The following is a 14668-nucleotide window of genomic DNA, read 5'->3' on the forward strand; positions in this document are numbered from 1 at the left end:
CCGCGGACCGCCGAACCTATTTCAGGAGAGAATGATGCGTAAATTGATGATGACTCTGCTCGCCGGCGCGACGCTGGCCGTCGGCACGCCGGCGCTGGCCGACAAGACCGACCGCGTGGTGGTCGACCAGTATCGTGCCAAGATCGAGGCGGCGCGAGCCGATCCGCTCGTCGCCCGCTATGGCGCGGCGCAGCTGGATGAAGCGGCCTCGGCGCTGCCCACGCTCGCCACCGATCTCGACAAGGACCGGGCCGACCGGGCTCGTTCGACCATCGTTCGGATCGATGCGCTGATCGCCGCAGCGCGCGCCAATGCGCAGACCGCGATCGCCAAGGACCGCGCCGCCAACGCCGCCGTCGCCAACCAGGAACGGCTCGCCACCAGCGAAGCGCAGGCCGAGCAGGCCCGCACCGATGCCGCGCGGGCGCAGCAGGACGCCGCCGTCGCCCAGGCCGATGCCGCCAAGGCGCAGGCCGATGCCGAAGCCGCGCGGCGCCAGCTTGCCGACCTGCAGCTGAAACAGACTGCGCTCGGCGCAACTTTGGTGCTGCAGGACGTGGTGTTCGAAACGGGCAAAGCCGATCTGAAGCCTGGCGCCGAAGCACGGCTGCGGCCGCTTGCGCAATATCTCCAGGCCAATGCCGCCGTGAAAATCCGCATCGACGGACATACCGATGCGCAAGGGTCCGATGCGGCGAACCAGCAATTGTCGCAGGCGCGCGCCGGCGCAGTGCGCGCGGCGCTGGGCGCGATGGGTGTCGATGCGGCGCGGATCGAGGCAGTCGGGCATGGCGAAAGCGCGCCTGTCGCCGACAACAAGACTGTGTCCGGCCGTCAGCAGAATCGGCGGGTGGAGATTACGCTGATCGGCCAGCAGGCCGGGTAACGGCGCGCGGCGCCGGCACTAAAAATGCGCCGGCGCCGCTGTCGATCAGCGCGTGAAGACTGAGGATCGCGCCTCCTCCCCGGAAGAATGGATGAAGCGCGTGACCGCGTGCACCACCTTCGAGGTGTTTGCGCCGCGTGCCAGAGCAATGTCGCCCAGGACCAGCATGAGGATAGCGGCCAGGATGAACTTCATGATTCGCAGAATAGCGGAACTGGATTAACAAATTACCCACATGGCGGGCGGTAATCAGCCCAGCGGCACAATGAAGCGATCAGCCCCGCGAGACGCCGGGCCGGGTCGTCTGCCGCGCCCATGGCTCGACACCCAATTGCGTCGGCAGCGCCTGAAGCAGCTCGTTCAGCGCCTCGTTGCGCGGGGAGCGGCATCCGCGATCATGGTTCAGCGTCGTCACCGTGCCGTCCGCGGCCGTCCAGGTCAGGTGATACTGCTGAAGATCGGAAATGCGCGTCTCGCACGTCGTTTCGGCCGTCGCGCCGGTAGCGGGGCGATAGGGTGCCAGGCCGGCAGCGGTGCGGTCATAAGCGGTCCGGCCGGCTGCGCGGGTGCGCTGGCCCAGCACGGCGGTGTGGCGCTCGCCATCGAACGCGACGGTGCCGTCCGGCGTGATGCCGAGCTTGTACACCGGGCAGAAGCCGAAGCACGGCCCGACGGAAACCGCGATCGTTTCCAGCGCGGCCGGCGCGCCGGGCCCGGCCTTCGGCGCGGTGGCGCAGGCCGAAAGGCCGCCGATCGCCGCAATGCCGATCAACCCAGCTACTGATGCGAAGCGAAATCCAAGCATGTCTTCTCCCGTCGATACTGCCCGACCGCTACACGGGCCGACCTGAATGACGGGCAACGCGCGAGGGGCTCAGCGGGGCCCGGGGCCGATGATCCTTCCGCGGATCCACGCCGCCACCGTCTCCGCAGCAGTGATCGGGATCATGTGCCCGCCCTCGATCAGGGTCAGCTCGACGCGCGGGACCTCGACCGCGATGCGCCGCCCGTGCACCTCGGGATCGAGGATCGCGTCCTCCCGTCCGAACAGGATCGCGACGGGCACCGCCAGGCCGGCATAGCGCGCCGCCAGCGCCGCCATGTCGGCGCGCGCAGCGGCAAGATCGGCCGATGCGGCATCGAAGGCGCCGGGCCGCAGCACGAGTTGCGCGCCGCCGCGAAGGGCGAAGTCGGCCGGCACCGCCTCCGGCGCGAACACCGCGACGGCGCCCTTGCGCCCGGAGAGCAGCCCTATCGGCGTCGCCAGCGTCAGGGCGACAGCGCGTCGCACCGCGGGAGAGCGGATGGCGATGCCGCGAAACACCGGCGGCACCGCCTCCTGCGGCTGAGTGAGCGGGGAGATCAGCGCGAGCCCGCTGACCTTCTCGGGATGATCGAGCCCCAGCGCCAGCGCGACCGCGCCGCCCAGCGAGTGCCCCACGACCAGCGGCCGATCCAGCTCGAGCCGGTCGATCAGCCCGGCGATCAAAGCTGCCTGAGCCGGGATGGCGGCGGAGGGTGCCGCGGCGGAATAGCCCGCGCCCGGCCGATCGACCAGAATCACGCGGTGATCGGCGACGAGCATATCGGCCAACGCATAGCTGAAATTGCGCATCTGCCCGCCGAGCCCGTGGATCATCACGATCGCCGGGCCATGGCCGCGATCGGTGTAATGAAGGCGCACGCCATCAACGACGACGAAGCTGCCATCGGCGGGGATGCGGCGCTCGATCCGGTGCGCGGCGAGGCGGGAAAACGCCGCGAGACCGGCGGTCAGCGCCACTACGCCCGCCGCGATAGCGCCAATCATGTCGTGTCGCCGCCAGGGCAATGCGCGATGCTCATGGTCTCTCCCGTCGCGGCGCATCCTTTCACAGGCGCCGCCCGGTGTCACGCATCGCGGGCGGACTGACCAACGTCACACGCCTACAGTAGGAAATCCGATCCCGTCAGCGCCATCAGGCCGGTCAGCTGGACCTGGAAATCCGCCACACCATCCCCGTTCACATCGCCCGACACCAAAGTGTTGCCGCCCGACATCTCGTAGCGCAACTGACCCGCAGCCCCGGAAAAGGCAGAGGTGCCGATGAACGCGAAGGCCTGGTTGCCGCCCGCCATGCTGTTCGCGTCGATCGCGGTGAGCGCGATGACGTCGCCCTGGGAATGGACGAAATCGGTGATCACGTCGCGCACCGACGCCGTTGATTCGGAGACGGCGGAGAAAACGAACTGATCGGCACCCGCACCGCCGGTCAGGCGATCGGCACCGGCACCGCCGTTCAGCCAGTCATTGCCAGCGCCGCCCTGGATGATATCATTGCCTTCCCGGCCATAGATCGTGTCTTCCTCACCGGTGGGGCGCAGCGACGGATTGGTGCTGCTCGGCGTGATCGTATCGGCGGCCGACGTGCCGTTGATCGTGCGGCCGTTGACGTCGGTGACGGTGATGGTCAGCGCCTGGGTATCAATCAGCTGCCCGTCGCTCGCGCCCACGACGACCGAATAGATATTGTCGCCATTGGCGTCGTCCGGATCTTCATAATCCGGCACGGCGGCGAACCGCAGCGCCCCGGTTTGCGCGTTGATGACGAAGCGCGCCGCATCGGCACCGCCGACGATCGAATAGCTGGGCGCGGTGCCGTCCGGGTCCACCGCAAGCACCGTGGTGACGGCGGTGCCGTTTTCGGCGGCCGCGATCGACGCGGCGGCGGCGCCTCCGCCGGAGGAGATCGCGATCCCCTCATTCACGTTGAGCACCGCGATCGAAAAACTCTGGGTTGCGCTGAACGCGCCGGACGAGGCTGCCACCGTAACCTTGTACGATCCATCACCGTTCGCATCGATCGGCGCTTCGAAATTCGGCGCTGCGACGAACGCCAGCTGGCCCGTCACTGCATCGATCGCGAACAGGCCGGCATCGGCGCCGCCCGCAATGGCATAGCTGACCGTGTCGCCGTCCAGGTCGATCGCCGCGACCGTCGTGACCCCGGCCTGATTTTCGGACAGGGAGAGCATGACGGTGTCCGCGCCGCCGCCGGAGACGATCTTTACGCCTTCATCGACATTGCCGATCGTGACCGACACCGTCTGCGAGGCGGTCTTGTTGCCGTCAGTCGCCGACACCAGGACGTCATAGACATTGTCGCCGTCGGCATCGCCGGGGGCTTCGAAATCGGGTGCGCCCACCATGCTCAGCGCGCCCGTCTGGGCGTCGATCGTGAAATGGGCTGCGTCGGCGCCGCCCGCGATCGCGTAGCTGATGGGATCGCCATTCTCCGAGATGGCAACGACCAGCGCCGTGGCCGGCGCATTCTCGTCGGCCGAAATCGCCAGCGCCGGCGCGGCGAAGCCCAGCTCGGCTGTCTCGTTTCCGACCGTGATCGCGATCGACCGGTAATCGAAATATTCCCCGTCGGTGGCGCCGACGATCACGTCATAAACATTGTCGCCGTCCGCATCCGCCGGTGTCTCGAAATCCGGCGCGCCGACGAAGCACAACTGGCCGGTGCCGGCGTCGAACGCGAACAGTGCCGCATCCGCACCGCCGGCGACGAAATAGGCAGGCGTATCGCCGTCGATGTCCTCGGCCAGCACGACGGCAGCGACAATGCTGTTTTCCTCGACTGAAGCAGTGGCGCCCGAGACGATCGACAGCCCCTCATTGGCGTTGACGACCGTCACCGCGAGCGATTGCGAATCCGATGTCGTGCCGTCGGCCGCGCTGACGACGACGTCATAGACATTGTCGCCGTCCGCACTGCCCGGCGCTTCGAAATCGGGCGCGGCCAGAAAGGTCAGCGCGCCCGTCGCGGGGTCGATATGAAACAAGGCTGCGTCAGCGCCGCCCATAATCTGATAGACGATCGGGGCGCCGGCGCCGTTCGCGGCCGCGACGATCGTCACCGCCGTGCCATTTTCCGCCGCCGCGACCGCCGCGGTGTCGCCGCCGTCCCCCGAAGTGATGCCGACCGACCAATGCGGTGCGAACACTTGTGCCATCACCTGATCGTCATCGGCACCCGACCCGTTGAGATCGGTCCAGGTCACCACGAAGGAGCCGTCGGCAAGGCCGACGATACCCGGATCGATCTGATCGCCATTCGCCTGGGAATTGACCTGGAGTGGCCCGCCGACCGCCTGGCCATCGGCACCGATCACCTGGACGAAGACGCCACGGCCCGATCCATCGCTGAGTGGCGCACCGTTCGCCGTGAACGCAAGCGCCAGCCCGCCGTCGGACAGCGCCGCGAGCTCCGGGCCGACCGCAATGCCGGAGAGCATGGTGGGCACGTCGATCTGGCTGCCGATTCGCACGCCGGCCGCCGAGAAGATCTGGATGTGATGCGCCGACGAATCATTCCAGGCGACCGCGAAATTGCCGTTGGCGAGCGTGACCACCGAGGATTCGACGGAGGTGGCGGCCACATTATTGACGACGAATTCAGTGCCGACGCGCGTGTTCGCCGCATCGAAGATCTGCGCCTTGATCACCCAGCCGGCGCCGCGATCCGTCCAGGTAACGACATAGCCACCGCCGGACAGCGCCGTGATCGACGAATCCGCCTGATTCCCCACGGTCGCGACATTGACCAGCGTATCGGCCCCAGTCGCGGTGCCGGTCTGATCGAAGGCCCGCACATGGACGCCCGAACCGGTGGTGTCGCCGCCGGTCGTGCGGTTGTCCTCCCAGCTCAGCGCGAATCCGCCATCGGCCAGCGCCGCGATATCGGGCATGCGGATGCTCGATGCGGTGGTCGCAGAAACAAGCGTCAGGAGTGATCCGGTCGCCACACCGCTGGCGTCGAACAGCTGCGCCCTGATCGCGCCCGAGACCATCCACGCAACGACATAGCCGCCATCGGCAAGGTCGGTGACGGTCGGCTGAATGACGCCGTTGCCGGGCGCGACGACCGTCTCGCTGCCCAGCGGCGTGCCGTCGGCGGCGTAGAGCTGCGACCTGATCGACCGGTCGGCCGAGGTGTTGAAATCGGCATCGACCCAGGTGACGACGAAATTGCCGTTGGCCAGTCGGTTCACATCGCCATGCGCCTGCGATCGCGCATAGGTGGAATTGACCGTGATCTCATCACCCAGCGCCGCATATACCAGAGTGTTTTCGCCGCTCATGCCCCGTCTCCGACATCCATGTTCGGACGAGGATTACCGACTATTTGCTTAGAAAGCGTAAAGGCCGAAGACATTGGCGCTGCAACAATAGATGTCGACACTATTGGGCAGCGCCACCTTAACTAATAAGCATCAATGTTACTTTCGATATAGGCGCGCCACGGAGCCGGCCCGCCGCAGGGAGCCGTCGCCGAAAACCGTCGGCGCCGGATCGCCGGAGTGGGTGATCCGAGGGATCGGAGCGTCGATTCAAACCTTCCGCCAGACGCCTTAATCCACCCTTCATGTGCAGCCCAAAGCCCCCCAAACCGCAATCCATTCCCGAGCGCCAGGCGCTCAAACTGCCCGATGGCGGCGCCACCGCGCCGCGTGTCGACGACGATATACGTCGCCGGCGCGCGCTGATGGCGTCGGTGTTCAACGGCATCCTCGGCCCCGGATCGGGACCGTCGACCACGACGGTATTGGGCGGCTGATGGCCTCCCCCACCCCCTTGGGCTCCCCGATCCCGCCCGCCGCGATGCCGGCGATCAAGGAACGCTGCAACCGGCGCCTCGCCGCGCTGAAGGCGGCCCGCCAGCCCTATGAGCCCGAATGGGCGGAAATCTCGAGGTTCGCCCAGCCGGCACGGTCCCGCTTCCTCGTCTCCGAAAACAACCGTAATTTCCGGCGGACGAATGGCGCGATCTATAATTCGCACCCGATCCTGAGCTTCCGCACCTTGGCCGGCGGCATGACGAGCGGCCTCTCCTCGCCCTCGCGTCCATGGTTCCGGCTGACGCCGTTCGATGCCGACCTGGCCGACGATGGCACGGTGAAGACCTGGCTGAGCGAAGTCGAGCGGCGGATCTACGCCTTTCTCGGCGGGACCAATTTCTACGGCGCCGTGAAGGCCGGTTATGCCGAGATGGGGCTGTTCGGCACCGATGCCTGCGTGATGGTCGAGCATGATCAGGCGGGCGCGGTATGCCACGCGCTGACCGCCGGCGAATATTGGATCGCGCTGTCCGACGCGATGGTGCCGGACACGCTGTACCGCCGGTGCTCGATGTCAGTGCATCAGCTGGCGCAGTCTTTCGGACTGGAGACGGCGAGCGACTTCGTGCGCACCTGCTACACCAATGGGCGCTATGACGAACAGGTGCCGGTGATCCACGCGATCGAGCCGAATGACGACCGTGCCATGGGCGTGAAGACGGCGCGCGGCAAACCGTGGCGATCGGTCTATTGGGACGACAATGACGGCCGCGCCGACCGCGTGCTGCGCGTCTCCGGCTATGAGGAGCAGCCCTTCTGGGCGCCGCGCTGGGACACCACCGGCGGCGACACCTATGGCACCGCGCCGGGCTTCGATGCCCTGCCGGACATGCGCGAGCTGCAGTTGCAGACCAGGCGCAAGACCAATGCGACCAAATTCCTGGTGGAGCCCGAAAAGATCGTGCCAGCCAGCGTGAAGCTAACCGGCAACGCCGGCAATATCGTAACGGCGAGCGGGGTCGACGCCGCCGGCGTGATCGTCCCCTACACGATAAACCCGTCGGCGATCGGGGCGATCGCGGAGGATGTGCAGCGCTGTGCCCAGGCGATCGACCGGCTGACCTATGCCGACCTGTTCATGGCGATCACCAACATGGACGGCGTGCAGCCGCGCAACGTGGAGGAGATCGCCAGCCGCAACGAGGAGAAGCTGACTCAGCTCGGCCCGGTGATCGAGCGTGTCAACAACGAGAAGCTCGAAGTGGCGATCGACCGCGCCTTCGGGATCATGGCGAGGCGCGGGCTTTTGCCGCCCGCCCCGCCGCAGTTGCAGGGCCAGCCGGTGAAGGTCGATTTCGTGTCGATCCTCGCCCAGATGCAACGCATGGTCGGGCTCGGCCAGATCGAGCGGACGGTGGCCTTTGTCGGCAATCTGGCGGCACGCTTTCCGGAAGCCGCCGACCGGCTGGATGTCGATGCGATCGTCGACGACTATGCCGACCGCGCCGGTGCGCCGCCGCAGATCATCCGCTCGGTGGGGGACGCCGAGGCGCTGCGCAGCGGGCGCGCGCAGGAAGCCCAGCTGGCGAAACTCGCGGCGATGGCCGGACCGGCCAAGGACGGCGCGGCGGCGATGCAGATGCTGGGGGCGATGGGCGGGGCGCCAGACGGCGGGGGGCCAGCGTAACTTCCTTCTCCCCCTGTGGGAGAAGTCGCGCGAAGCGCCGGATGAGGGGGAGTGGGGCCCGCACCATTCACCGCTGTCCCCCTCACCCTTCCTATCGCTGCGCGATGGGCCCCTTCCCTCTCCCACAAGGGGAGAGGGAGATCAGAGAGGCACTCATGCTCGAAAAAACCGACAAGCTCGTACTGCTCGAAAACGCGCCGTTTCGCCGCTTCCTGCTCTCGCTGGTCCAGACCGCCGGCGTGTTCGACGCGACCGCGACCGTGGCCGACGGTCGGCACCTCTATCTCGAAGGCCGGCGCTCGCTCGCGCTCGAGATCCTGCGCGATCTGGACGACGCCCAGCCGGTTTCGCTGCCGGCCGGAATCCCCGCGGCGACCTTGATTCAAACTCTGCACGAACTGGCCCATTCCACTCGCAAGGAGAATGCCCTTGAACGACGAAACAGCTTTGCCGAACCCGGAGACGACGACGCCTGAGGCGGACGACGGCTTCGACGATTTCGAACCCTCCGCGCTTGCCGGCGATGCGCCGGACGACGCGGATTTCACCGAGGATGATGCGGTGGAGGCCGCGCCTGGCATCCCCGACAGCTACCAGCTCACGGCGCCCGAGGGCCTGACCCTCGATCCCGTGGCGATCGAACTGGCCACGCCGGTCTTTCGCGAACTCGGCCTCTCCAATGAGCAGGCCAACAAGCTGATGCCGGTCGCCGGTCAGTTCGCCCAGGGGCTGATCGACCGGCACCAGCGGCAGATGCTCGGCCAGGTCCAGGCCGATCGCAAGGCGTGGCTCGACAGCGCACGAGCCGATCCGGAGATCGGCGGCCAGCATTGGTCGAAGACGATCGGCACCGCGGCCAAGGCGCTCGACGCGCTCGGCTTCGTCAAGGGCAGCCCGTTCCGCGTGCTCCTCGACGAGAGCGGCCTGGGCAACCACCCGGAGATGATCCGCGCCTTCCAGCGGGTCGGCCAGGCGATCGGCGAGGACGGGTTCGAGCGCTCGTCCGGCATCCAACACTCGAAGCGGGACAGGGCCGAGACGCTCTACCCCCAGGATACTCCCCAAGAAAGGTAAGACATGGCGACCATCGGCAACAGCTTCATCAACCTGATCGATCTCTACAAGGGCGCCGGCGGCGCGGACGCGCAGCTCGGCGAAGTGGTCGAGGTGCTGCGGCAGCTCAATCCCGTGATGGAGGACGCGGTGACCGCGCCTTGCAACCTGGGCACGAGCCACCGTCACACCATCCGCACCGGCCTGCCCGACGTGACCTGGGGGCGGCTCTACCAGGGCATTCCGCAGAGCAAGTCGACCACCCAGCAGGTCGAGGATACCACCGGCTTCGTCGAGGGTCTTTCGACCGTCGATACCCGGCTGCTCGACATCTCCGACAATCCCGGCGGCGTGCGCCTGTCCGAGGGGCGCGCCTATCTCGAGGCGATGGCGCAGGAGGTTTCGCGCGGCTTCTTCTACCACAACACCACGACCACGCCGGAGAAGTTCAAAGGCCTGGCCGCGCGCTATTCGAACCTCGGCGGCGGCGGAGCCGGCAACCAGATCATCAATGCCGGCGGCGTCGGCGCCGACAATACCTCGATCTGGTTCGTAACCTGGGGCGACGACTATACCACGCTGATCCACCCCAAGGGCTCCAAGGCGGGCGTGGTGCGCGAGGACAAGGGCGAACAGCGCGCCACCGACGGCAACGGCAACGTCTATTATGTGAAGGAGGAGCTGTTCCGCCAGCATATCGGCGTGGCGGTGCGCGACTGGCGCTACAATGCGCGGATCGCCAATATCGACGTGTCGAACGTGATGGCGGGGTCCATCGACCTTTACGGCTTCATGCGCCAGGCCTGCTACAAGCTGCAGGGGCGGCGGGCGGCCAAGCTGGCGTCGAACGTCGCGGCGCAGGGCCGCACCGTCATCTACATGAACCGCGACATGCTGCAGGCGCTCGATGCGCTTGGCACCAGCTCGACCAACGGCGCGCTGATGCTCAAGCCGATGGAGCTGCAGGGCGAGGAGGTGCTGTCCTACCGCGGCATGCCGATCCGCGAAACCGACGCGCTGATCAATGCGGAGAGCGTGGTCAGTTGAGCAATGCCTGCTCTTCCCTGCTTCCCCGGCGAAGGCCGGGGCCCCGCGGGGAAGGCAGCCGTCACTTCGCGCAGCGCCAGCCAATTCGCCTCCCCCAACTGGGCCCCGGCCTTCGCCGGGGAAGCCAAAGAGGAACAATGACATGATTTTCGACGCCACCACCCTGTTCTCGAACGCCCAGGCGGTGACCGCCACGGCACCCTCGACCAACATCATCGATCTCGGCGCGACCGGCACCGTGTTCGGTGCCGCCAGCGCCATCGTCCGCGATATCGGCAAGGGGCGGGAAATCACGCTCCGCGCGAGCGTTGTCGAGAGCTTCAACAACATCACTTCGCTGAGCATCGGCATCGAAACCGACGACAATGCCGGTTTCGCAACGCCGAAGACGGTGTGGACCTCGCCCGCGTACACGCTGGCGCAGCTCGCGGTGGGCGCGACGCTGTTGCTGCCGGATTCACTGCCGGTCGGCACCGACGAGCGCTATCTGCGGCTGAAATATACCGTCGCCGGCACCGCGCCGACGCTCGGCAAGATCACTGCCGGCGTGACCGCGGGCAACCAGACCAACCCGTGACCGCGAAGGGAAGCGCCATGAAGCAGCCCCGCGCCTATATCGCGCCGCATGACGTCTATACCGGCGGCGAGTTCTACCGCCCGGGCCAGCCCTTCACCACCGACGGACCGCGCGGCGCGGCGTGGCGTCCGATCGCGGCGGAGCGGACCACACGCGCGCGCCAGGCGGCATCGGCATAGCCATGCGACGGAAGCGGGCCACGTCCCCGCTTCCGTCGCACCCGTCGCTTGGTCGACTCTTGGACGCAGGCGCGTTGTCGTATCCGGACATATCCCGCACCCGTGGGCGACCCCAACTGCGGAACATCCCATGGCAACCCAGCTCGCGCCGCGCGCACCGACGAAGACACGGGAATTCCACAACCACCATTTCGATTCGACCGTCTGGAACGACTTCGCCTTTCGCGACGACGATATCGTCATCGCCACCTACGCCAAATCGGGCACCACCTGGATGCAGCAGATCGTCGCGCAGCTGATCTTCAACGGCGATCCCGACGTGAACGTGGCAGAGCTGTCGCCCTGGATCGATCTTCGCGTGCCACCGAAGCAAGAAAAGCTCGCCGCGGTGGAGGCGCAGACACACCGCCGTTTCCTCAAGACGCACCTGCCGGTCGATGCCCTGCACTTCGACCGCATCGCCAAATATCTCTATATCGCGCGCGACGGCCGCGACGTGCTGTGGAGTTTCCACAACCACCATATCAACGCGACGCCGGAGTGGTACGCGCTGCTCAACGACACGCCTGACCGCACCGGCCCGCCGGTGCCGCGGGCGGACCCCGATATCCGCCGCTATTTCCGCAACTGGCTGGACAATGACGGCGATCCGTTCTGGCCGTTCTGGGAGAATGTACGCGGCTGGTGGGCGATCAAGGACCAGCCCAATGTGCTGCTGGTGCATTTCGAGGACCTGAAGCGCGACCTGCCCGGCGAAATGAAACGCATCGCCGACTTCCTCGAGATCGAGATCGACCGCTCGCGCTTCCCGCAGATGGTCGAACATTGCGGTTTCGACTGGATGAAGGCGCACGCGTCCAGGGCCGCGCCGCTGGGCGGCGTGTTCTGGGACGGCGGCGCCGAGACGTTCATCAACAAGGGCGTCAACGGCCGCTGGCGCGACACGCTGAGCCTGCGCGACGTCACCGATTACGAGATGCGCAGCGTGGCCGAACTCGGCCCGATCTGCGCCCGCTGGCTGGCCGGCGGGGTACGGGCGGTCTGACGCCGATTTTCCGGGCCCGCGCTGCGCGCGCAGGCGTTGGCGGGGGACAAGGAGAATCACCCCTATGCCGATCCGCCCGCTCGCCCGCACCACCCCGCTGATCGCCCTGTTGCTGCTGGGGGCATGCGGCGGCAAGGCGGAGGGCGATCCGGCAGCGGCCAACAGGACGGCCTTCGTGCCGCCGCCAGTCGTGCCCGCCAAGGCGCTGCCCGGCCTGGCGCCGGACACGCCCGTCACTGCCTATATCGGCCATTATCCGAACGATCCGGTCGGCGGCGTGCTGTTCTTCGACCGCACCGACGTGTCGCAGGCGCTGCTCGACGCCGTGCGCGACGGCACGGTCCGCGCTCAGTTCCGCGAATCGCGGGGACCGGAAAAGCCGATCTTCGCGCGCGGCGAGCGCGTGGCGGCAACTGGCTGCACGCCTGAAGATTGCAGCGGCCGCAGCTGGACCTTCCTGTTCGATCCGGCGACCGGCACCGGCGAGGCCTGCCATCGCGACGCCGCGACGATGGGCAATTCGAGTCGATGGCTGGTGCACGGCACGGCCTCGACCCGCGCCGGGCCGTGCCCGGGCGCTTGACGGAACGCGCTTCACCCTCTGGAAAAACAATTCGCAACGGTGCATTCAGGCGCCCTCCAGGCTTGGCCCGTCACGCGGCCGGCGATCAAGGAAGAGGTTCATATGAGGTACGTCGCGGTCCGGTCGGTTCTTTGTCTTTCCCTCCTGTGCGCAGCGCCGGGCGTGGCGCTGGCGCAAAAGGAGAAGGCGCCGGCAGCGCCTGCCCCCAAGATTTCCAAGGAAGCACGACCAGCGCTCGCAGCGGCGCAGGAAGCGCTCAAGAAGAAGGATTACGCCACCGCTGCCGCCAAGCTCACCGAGGCCGAGGCCCTGGCGAAGAGCAATGACGACCGTTTCACGATCGGATCGATCCGGCTCGATCTGGGCAAGGCGCAGAACGATACGGCGATGCAGGCGGCTGGCATCGAAGCCGTGCTCGAGAGCGGTTTCCTGCCCGCGGCCAATGTCCCCATGTTCAGCACCGCAGCGGGTCAGCTGGCATATAACAACAAGGACATGGCCAAGGCCGACAAATATCTGACCCAGGCAATCGCGAGCGGCTCGACCGACCCGGGCGTCTATGCGCTGCTGATGGAAGCGAAGATCGGCGAGAAAAAGCCGGCCGAGGCGATCGAGGTGTTCGAGAAGGCCGTTGCAGCAAAGCCCGGCGGCGTTCCGGTGCCGCAGGACTGGTATGCGCGTGCGATCGGTGTCGGATATCAGGCGAAGCTGGCGCCCGAGGTGGAGCGCGTCACCCGGGCGCGGGTCGCGGCCTATCCCAGCCCGGTCAACTGGCGCGACGCGCTGATCAGCTATCGTGAGCTGAACAAGGTCGACACGCAATATTCGATCGACCTGATGCGCCTGTTGCGCGTGGTGAAGGGGTTGAAGGGGCAGAACGATTATCTGTCCTATGTCGAGGGCGTGTATCAGAAGCTGCCCGGCGAGGCCTCCGCGGTGCTGGCCGAAGGCGTGGCGAGCGGCGACATCGTGCTCGCGACGAACATGACCGCGCGCGAATTCAACGATGTCGTGAAGACCAAGGTCGCGGGCGACAAGGCCAGCCTGGCCGCCGGCGCTACGCATGCCAAGGGGCCGAGCGGCACCGGCCCGATCGCGCTGGCGATGGCCGACGCCTATTTCGGCTATGCCGATTATGCCCCGGCGATCGAGCTGTACCGGGTCGCCCTGGCCAAGGGCGGCGCCGATGCGAATGTCGTCAACACCCGGCTTGGCGCCGCGCTGGCGCTGAGCGGCCAGGCCGATGCGGCCAGGGCGGCGTTCGGGGCCGTTACCGGGCCGCGGGCGGGGCTGGCCAAATACTGGCTGGTGTGGATCGACCAGCAAAAGGCCTGACGGACGGTGCGCGGGGCGATCGCGCCCCGCGCAACCGCTCCCCGCGCGGCGCGTTGGACGAGTCGTTCGCATTTCTTTGCAAAGGCACGCCATGACGCATCAACGCCCCCTGCCCGACGCCGCCGTCTCGCCCTACCCGATTCACCCAGCCCCGATCGATGAGGCAGCTGAGCCGGTGGCCTTCACTATCCCGACACGCGGTGAGGACGAAGCGCCCCGGCCGGGTGCAAGCCTGGTCGATCGGTTCGCGCTGCCCGAGAACCTGCCGTTGAGCGTGATCGGCATGGGCGCCGCGATCGGGCTGGGCGTTGCGGCAGTGGTCGGCGCGGTGCTTTACGGCCGGCGCAAGCCACAGCCGGAGGCGGAGCCGGCCCCGGCGCCGCGCCCGCGGCGCTCAGCCCGGACCGGCAAGGCAGCTGCGGCCGGCAAGAAGACCGCGGACGACAAGACCAAGCGTGGCACGCCCGATCGCGTGCGGGTCGCGGGCGGAGAGCCCTATGAAGTCAATTATTTCGCGCGCAAGCACGGCCTGACGCCAACCAGGGCGCGCGCGATCATCGCCCAGGCCGGCTCCGATCGCGCGAAGGCAAACGCGCTGGCCAAGGGCGACAAGGGCAAGGCGTAAGCTGACGGGTCCGCGTTGCGACTGCGGCGCGGCCCCATCTTCCAAGC

The 14668-nt window shown here is 67.2% G+C and carries 16 protein-coding genes; 12 read left to right on the top strand and 4 right to left on the bottom strand.

Annotated elements, in window-relative coordinates; genetic code table 11:
- Positions 1-34: 34 nt before the first annotated feature.
- On the top strand, positions 35-886 hold the full coding sequence (locus U1769_RS01600) for an OmpA family protein (RefSeq protein ID WP_332711114.1): 852 nt from the start codon (positions 35-37) through the stop codon (positions 884-886).
- Between the two features lie 45 nt (positions 887-931).
- Here the strand turns inward: U1769_RS01600 and U1769_RS01605 are convergent, their stop codons facing one another.
- The 4 genes from U1769_RS01605 to U1769_RS01620 form a co-directional block, all read right to left on the bottom strand.
- A complete protein-coding gene (locus tag U1769_RS01605) occupies positions 932-1081 on the bottom strand; it encodes a hypothetical protein (RefSeq protein ID WP_332711116.1) in 150 nt (49 codons plus the stop codon).
- 79 nt (positions 1082-1160) lie between these two features.
- Positions 1161-1691 carry a DUF6438 domain-containing protein gene (locus tag U1769_RS01610; RefSeq protein WP_332711118.1) on the bottom strand — a complete coding sequence of 177 codons (531 nt, stop codon included), beginning with the start codon at positions 1689-1691 and terminating at the stop codon, positions 1161-1163.
- A 69-nt stretch (positions 1692-1760) separates the two neighbouring features.
- Complete coding sequence (locus U1769_RS01615) at positions 1761-2696, bottom strand: alpha/beta fold hydrolase (protein WP_332711119.1); 936 nt, start codon at positions 2694-2696, stop codon at positions 1761-1763.
- Positions 2697-2812: 116 nt separating this feature from the next.
- Positions 2813-6013, bottom strand: a complete 3201-nt coding sequence (locus U1769_RS01620) for a cadherin domain-containing protein (RefSeq protein ID WP_332711121.1) — start codon at positions 6011-6013, stop codon at positions 2813-2815.
- 284 nt (positions 6014-6297) lie between these two features.
- Between U1769_RS01620 and U1769_RS01625 the strand changes: the two genes are divergently transcribed.
- The 11 genes from U1769_RS01625 (at position 6298) to U1769_RS01675 (ending at position 14621) form a co-directional block, all read left to right on the top strand.
- Positions 6298-6489: a hypothetical protein gene (locus tag U1769_RS01625; RefSeq protein WP_332711123.1), complete on the top strand. Its 192-nt coding sequence runs from the start codon at positions 6298-6300 to the stop codon at positions 6487-6489.
- Positions 6489-8177, top strand: coding sequence for a portal protein (locus tag U1769_RS01630; RefSeq protein WP_332711125.1), 1689 nt, complete (start codon positions 6489-6491; stop codon positions 8175-8177). The genes U1769_RS01625 and U1769_RS01630 overlap by 1 nt, the downstream gene beginning before the upstream one ends.
- 104 nt (positions 8178-8281) lie before the next feature.
- Entirely contained in the window at positions 8282-8653 is a 372-nt protein-coding gene (locus U1769_RS01635; RefSeq protein WP_332711127.1) for a Bbp19 family protein, read from the top strand.
- Positions 8607-9251: a hypothetical protein gene (locus U1769_RS01640; RefSeq protein WP_332711129.1), complete on the top strand. Its 645-nt coding sequence runs from the start codon at positions 8607-8609 to the stop codon at positions 9249-9251. Before U1769_RS01635 ends, U1769_RS01640 begins: the two co-directional genes overlap by 47 nt.
- Before the next feature lie 3 nt (positions 9252-9254).
- The gene (locus U1769_RS01645) at positions 9255-10277 is read left to right on the top strand and encodes a major capsid protein (RefSeq protein WP_332711131.1); all 1023 of its coding nucleotides are present in this window, start codon (positions 9255-9257) and stop codon (positions 10275-10277) included.
- A gap of 142 nt (positions 10278-10419) precedes the next feature.
- Positions 10420-10854: a Bbp16 family capsid cement protein gene (locus U1769_RS01650; RefSeq protein WP_332711132.1), complete on the top strand. Its 435-nt coding sequence runs from the start codon at positions 10420-10422 to the stop codon at positions 10852-10854.
- A 17-nt stretch (positions 10855-10871) separates the two neighbouring features.
- Positions 10872-11033, top strand: a complete 162-nt coding sequence (locus tag U1769_RS01655; protein ID WP_332711134.1) for a hypothetical protein — start codon at positions 10872-10874, stop codon at positions 11031-11033.
- A gap of 130 nt (positions 11034-11163) precedes the next feature.
- Positions 11164-12078 carry a sulfotransferase domain-containing protein gene (locus U1769_RS01660; RefSeq protein WP_332711136.1) on the top strand — a complete coding sequence of 305 codons (915 nt, stop codon included), beginning with the start codon at positions 11164-11166 and terminating at the stop codon, positions 12076-12078.
- A 64-nt stretch (positions 12079-12142) separates the two neighbouring features.
- Positions 12143-12661 carry a hypothetical protein gene (locus tag U1769_RS01665; RefSeq protein WP_332711137.1) on the top strand — a complete coding sequence of 173 codons (519 nt, stop codon included), beginning with the start codon at positions 12143-12145 and terminating at the stop codon, positions 12659-12661.
- Positions 12662-12763: 102 nt separating this feature from the next.
- Entirely contained in the window at positions 12764-13996 is a 1233-nt protein-coding gene (locus tag U1769_RS01670) for a tetratricopeptide repeat protein (RefSeq protein WP_332711139.1), read from the top strand.
- 91 nt (positions 13997-14087) lie between these two features.
- Positions 14088-14621 (top strand): DUF3606 domain-containing protein, encoded by a 534-nt coding sequence (locus tag U1769_RS01675; protein WP_332711141.1) that lies wholly within the window; start codon positions 14088-14090, stop codon positions 14619-14621.
- The last annotated feature ends 47 nt before the right edge of the window (positions 14622-14668 follow it).

The sequence above is a fragment of the Parasphingomonas zepuensis genome (assembly GCF_036663735.1).
Classification (GTDB): domain Bacteria; phylum Pseudomonadota; class Alphaproteobacteria; order Sphingomonadales; family Sphingomonadaceae; genus Sphingomonas.

What these genes read in the sequence shown, in the direction of transcription:
- U1769_RS01660 (WP_332711136.1), top strand. Translation starts at nt 11,164, where the DNA reads ATGGCAACCCAGCTCGCGCCGCGCGCACCGACGAAGACACGGGAATTC.
- U1769_RS01665 (WP_332711137.1), top strand. Translation starts at nt 12,143, where the DNA reads ATGCCGATCCGCCCGCTCGCCCGCACCACCCCGCTGATCGCCCTGTTG.
- U1769_RS01675 (WP_332711141.1), top strand. Translation starts at nt 14,088, where the DNA reads ATGACGCATCAACGCCCCCTGCCCGACGCCGCCGTCTCGCCCTACCCG.
- U1769_RS01655 (WP_332711134.1), top strand. Translation starts at nt 10,872, where the DNA reads ATGAAGCAGCCCCGCGCCTATATCGCGCCGCATGACGTCTATACCGGC.
- U1769_RS01615 (WP_332711119.1), bottom strand. Translation starts at nt 2,696, where the DNA reads ATGATTGGCGCTATCGCGGCGGGCGTAGTGGCGCTGACCGCCGGTCTC.
- U1769_RS01635 (WP_332711127.1), top strand. Translation starts at nt 8,282, where the DNA reads ATGGGCCCCTTCCCTCTCCCACAAGGGGAGAGGGAGATCAGAGAGGCA.
- U1769_RS01645 (WP_332711131.1), top strand. Translation starts at nt 9,255, where the DNA reads ATGGCGACCATCGGCAACAGCTTCATCAACCTGATCGATCTCTACAAG.
- U1769_RS01610 (WP_332711118.1), bottom strand. Translation starts at nt 1,691, where the DNA reads ATGCTTGGATTTCGCTTCGCATCAGTAGCTGGGTTGATCGGCATTGCG.
- U1769_RS01600 (WP_332711114.1), top strand. Translation starts at nt 35, where the DNA reads ATGCGTAAATTGATGATGACTCTGCTCGCCGGCGCGACGCTGGCCGTC.
- U1769_RS01625 (WP_332711123.1), top strand. Translation starts at nt 6,298, where the DNA reads ATGTGCAGCCCAAAGCCCCCCAAACCGCAATCCATTCCCGAGCGCCAG.
- U1769_RS01605 (WP_332711116.1), bottom strand. Translation starts at nt 1,081, where the DNA reads ATGAAGTTCATCCTGGCCGCTATCCTCATGCTGGTCCTGGGCGACATT.
- U1769_RS01670 (WP_332711139.1), top strand. Translation starts at nt 12,764, where the DNA reads ATGAGGTACGTCGCGGTCCGGTCGGTTCTTTGTCTTTCCCTCCTGTGC.
- U1769_RS01620 (WP_332711121.1), bottom strand. Translation starts at nt 6,013, where the DNA reads ATGAGCGGCGAAAACACTCTGGTATATGCGGCGCTGGGTGATGAGATC.
- U1769_RS01630 (WP_332711125.1), top strand. Translation starts at nt 6,489, where the DNA reads ATGGCCTCCCCCACCCCCTTGGGCTCCCCGATCCCGCCCGCCGCGATG.
- U1769_RS01650 (WP_332711132.1), top strand. Translation starts at nt 10,420, where the DNA reads ATGATTTTCGACGCCACCACCCTGTTCTCGAACGCCCAGGCGGTGACC.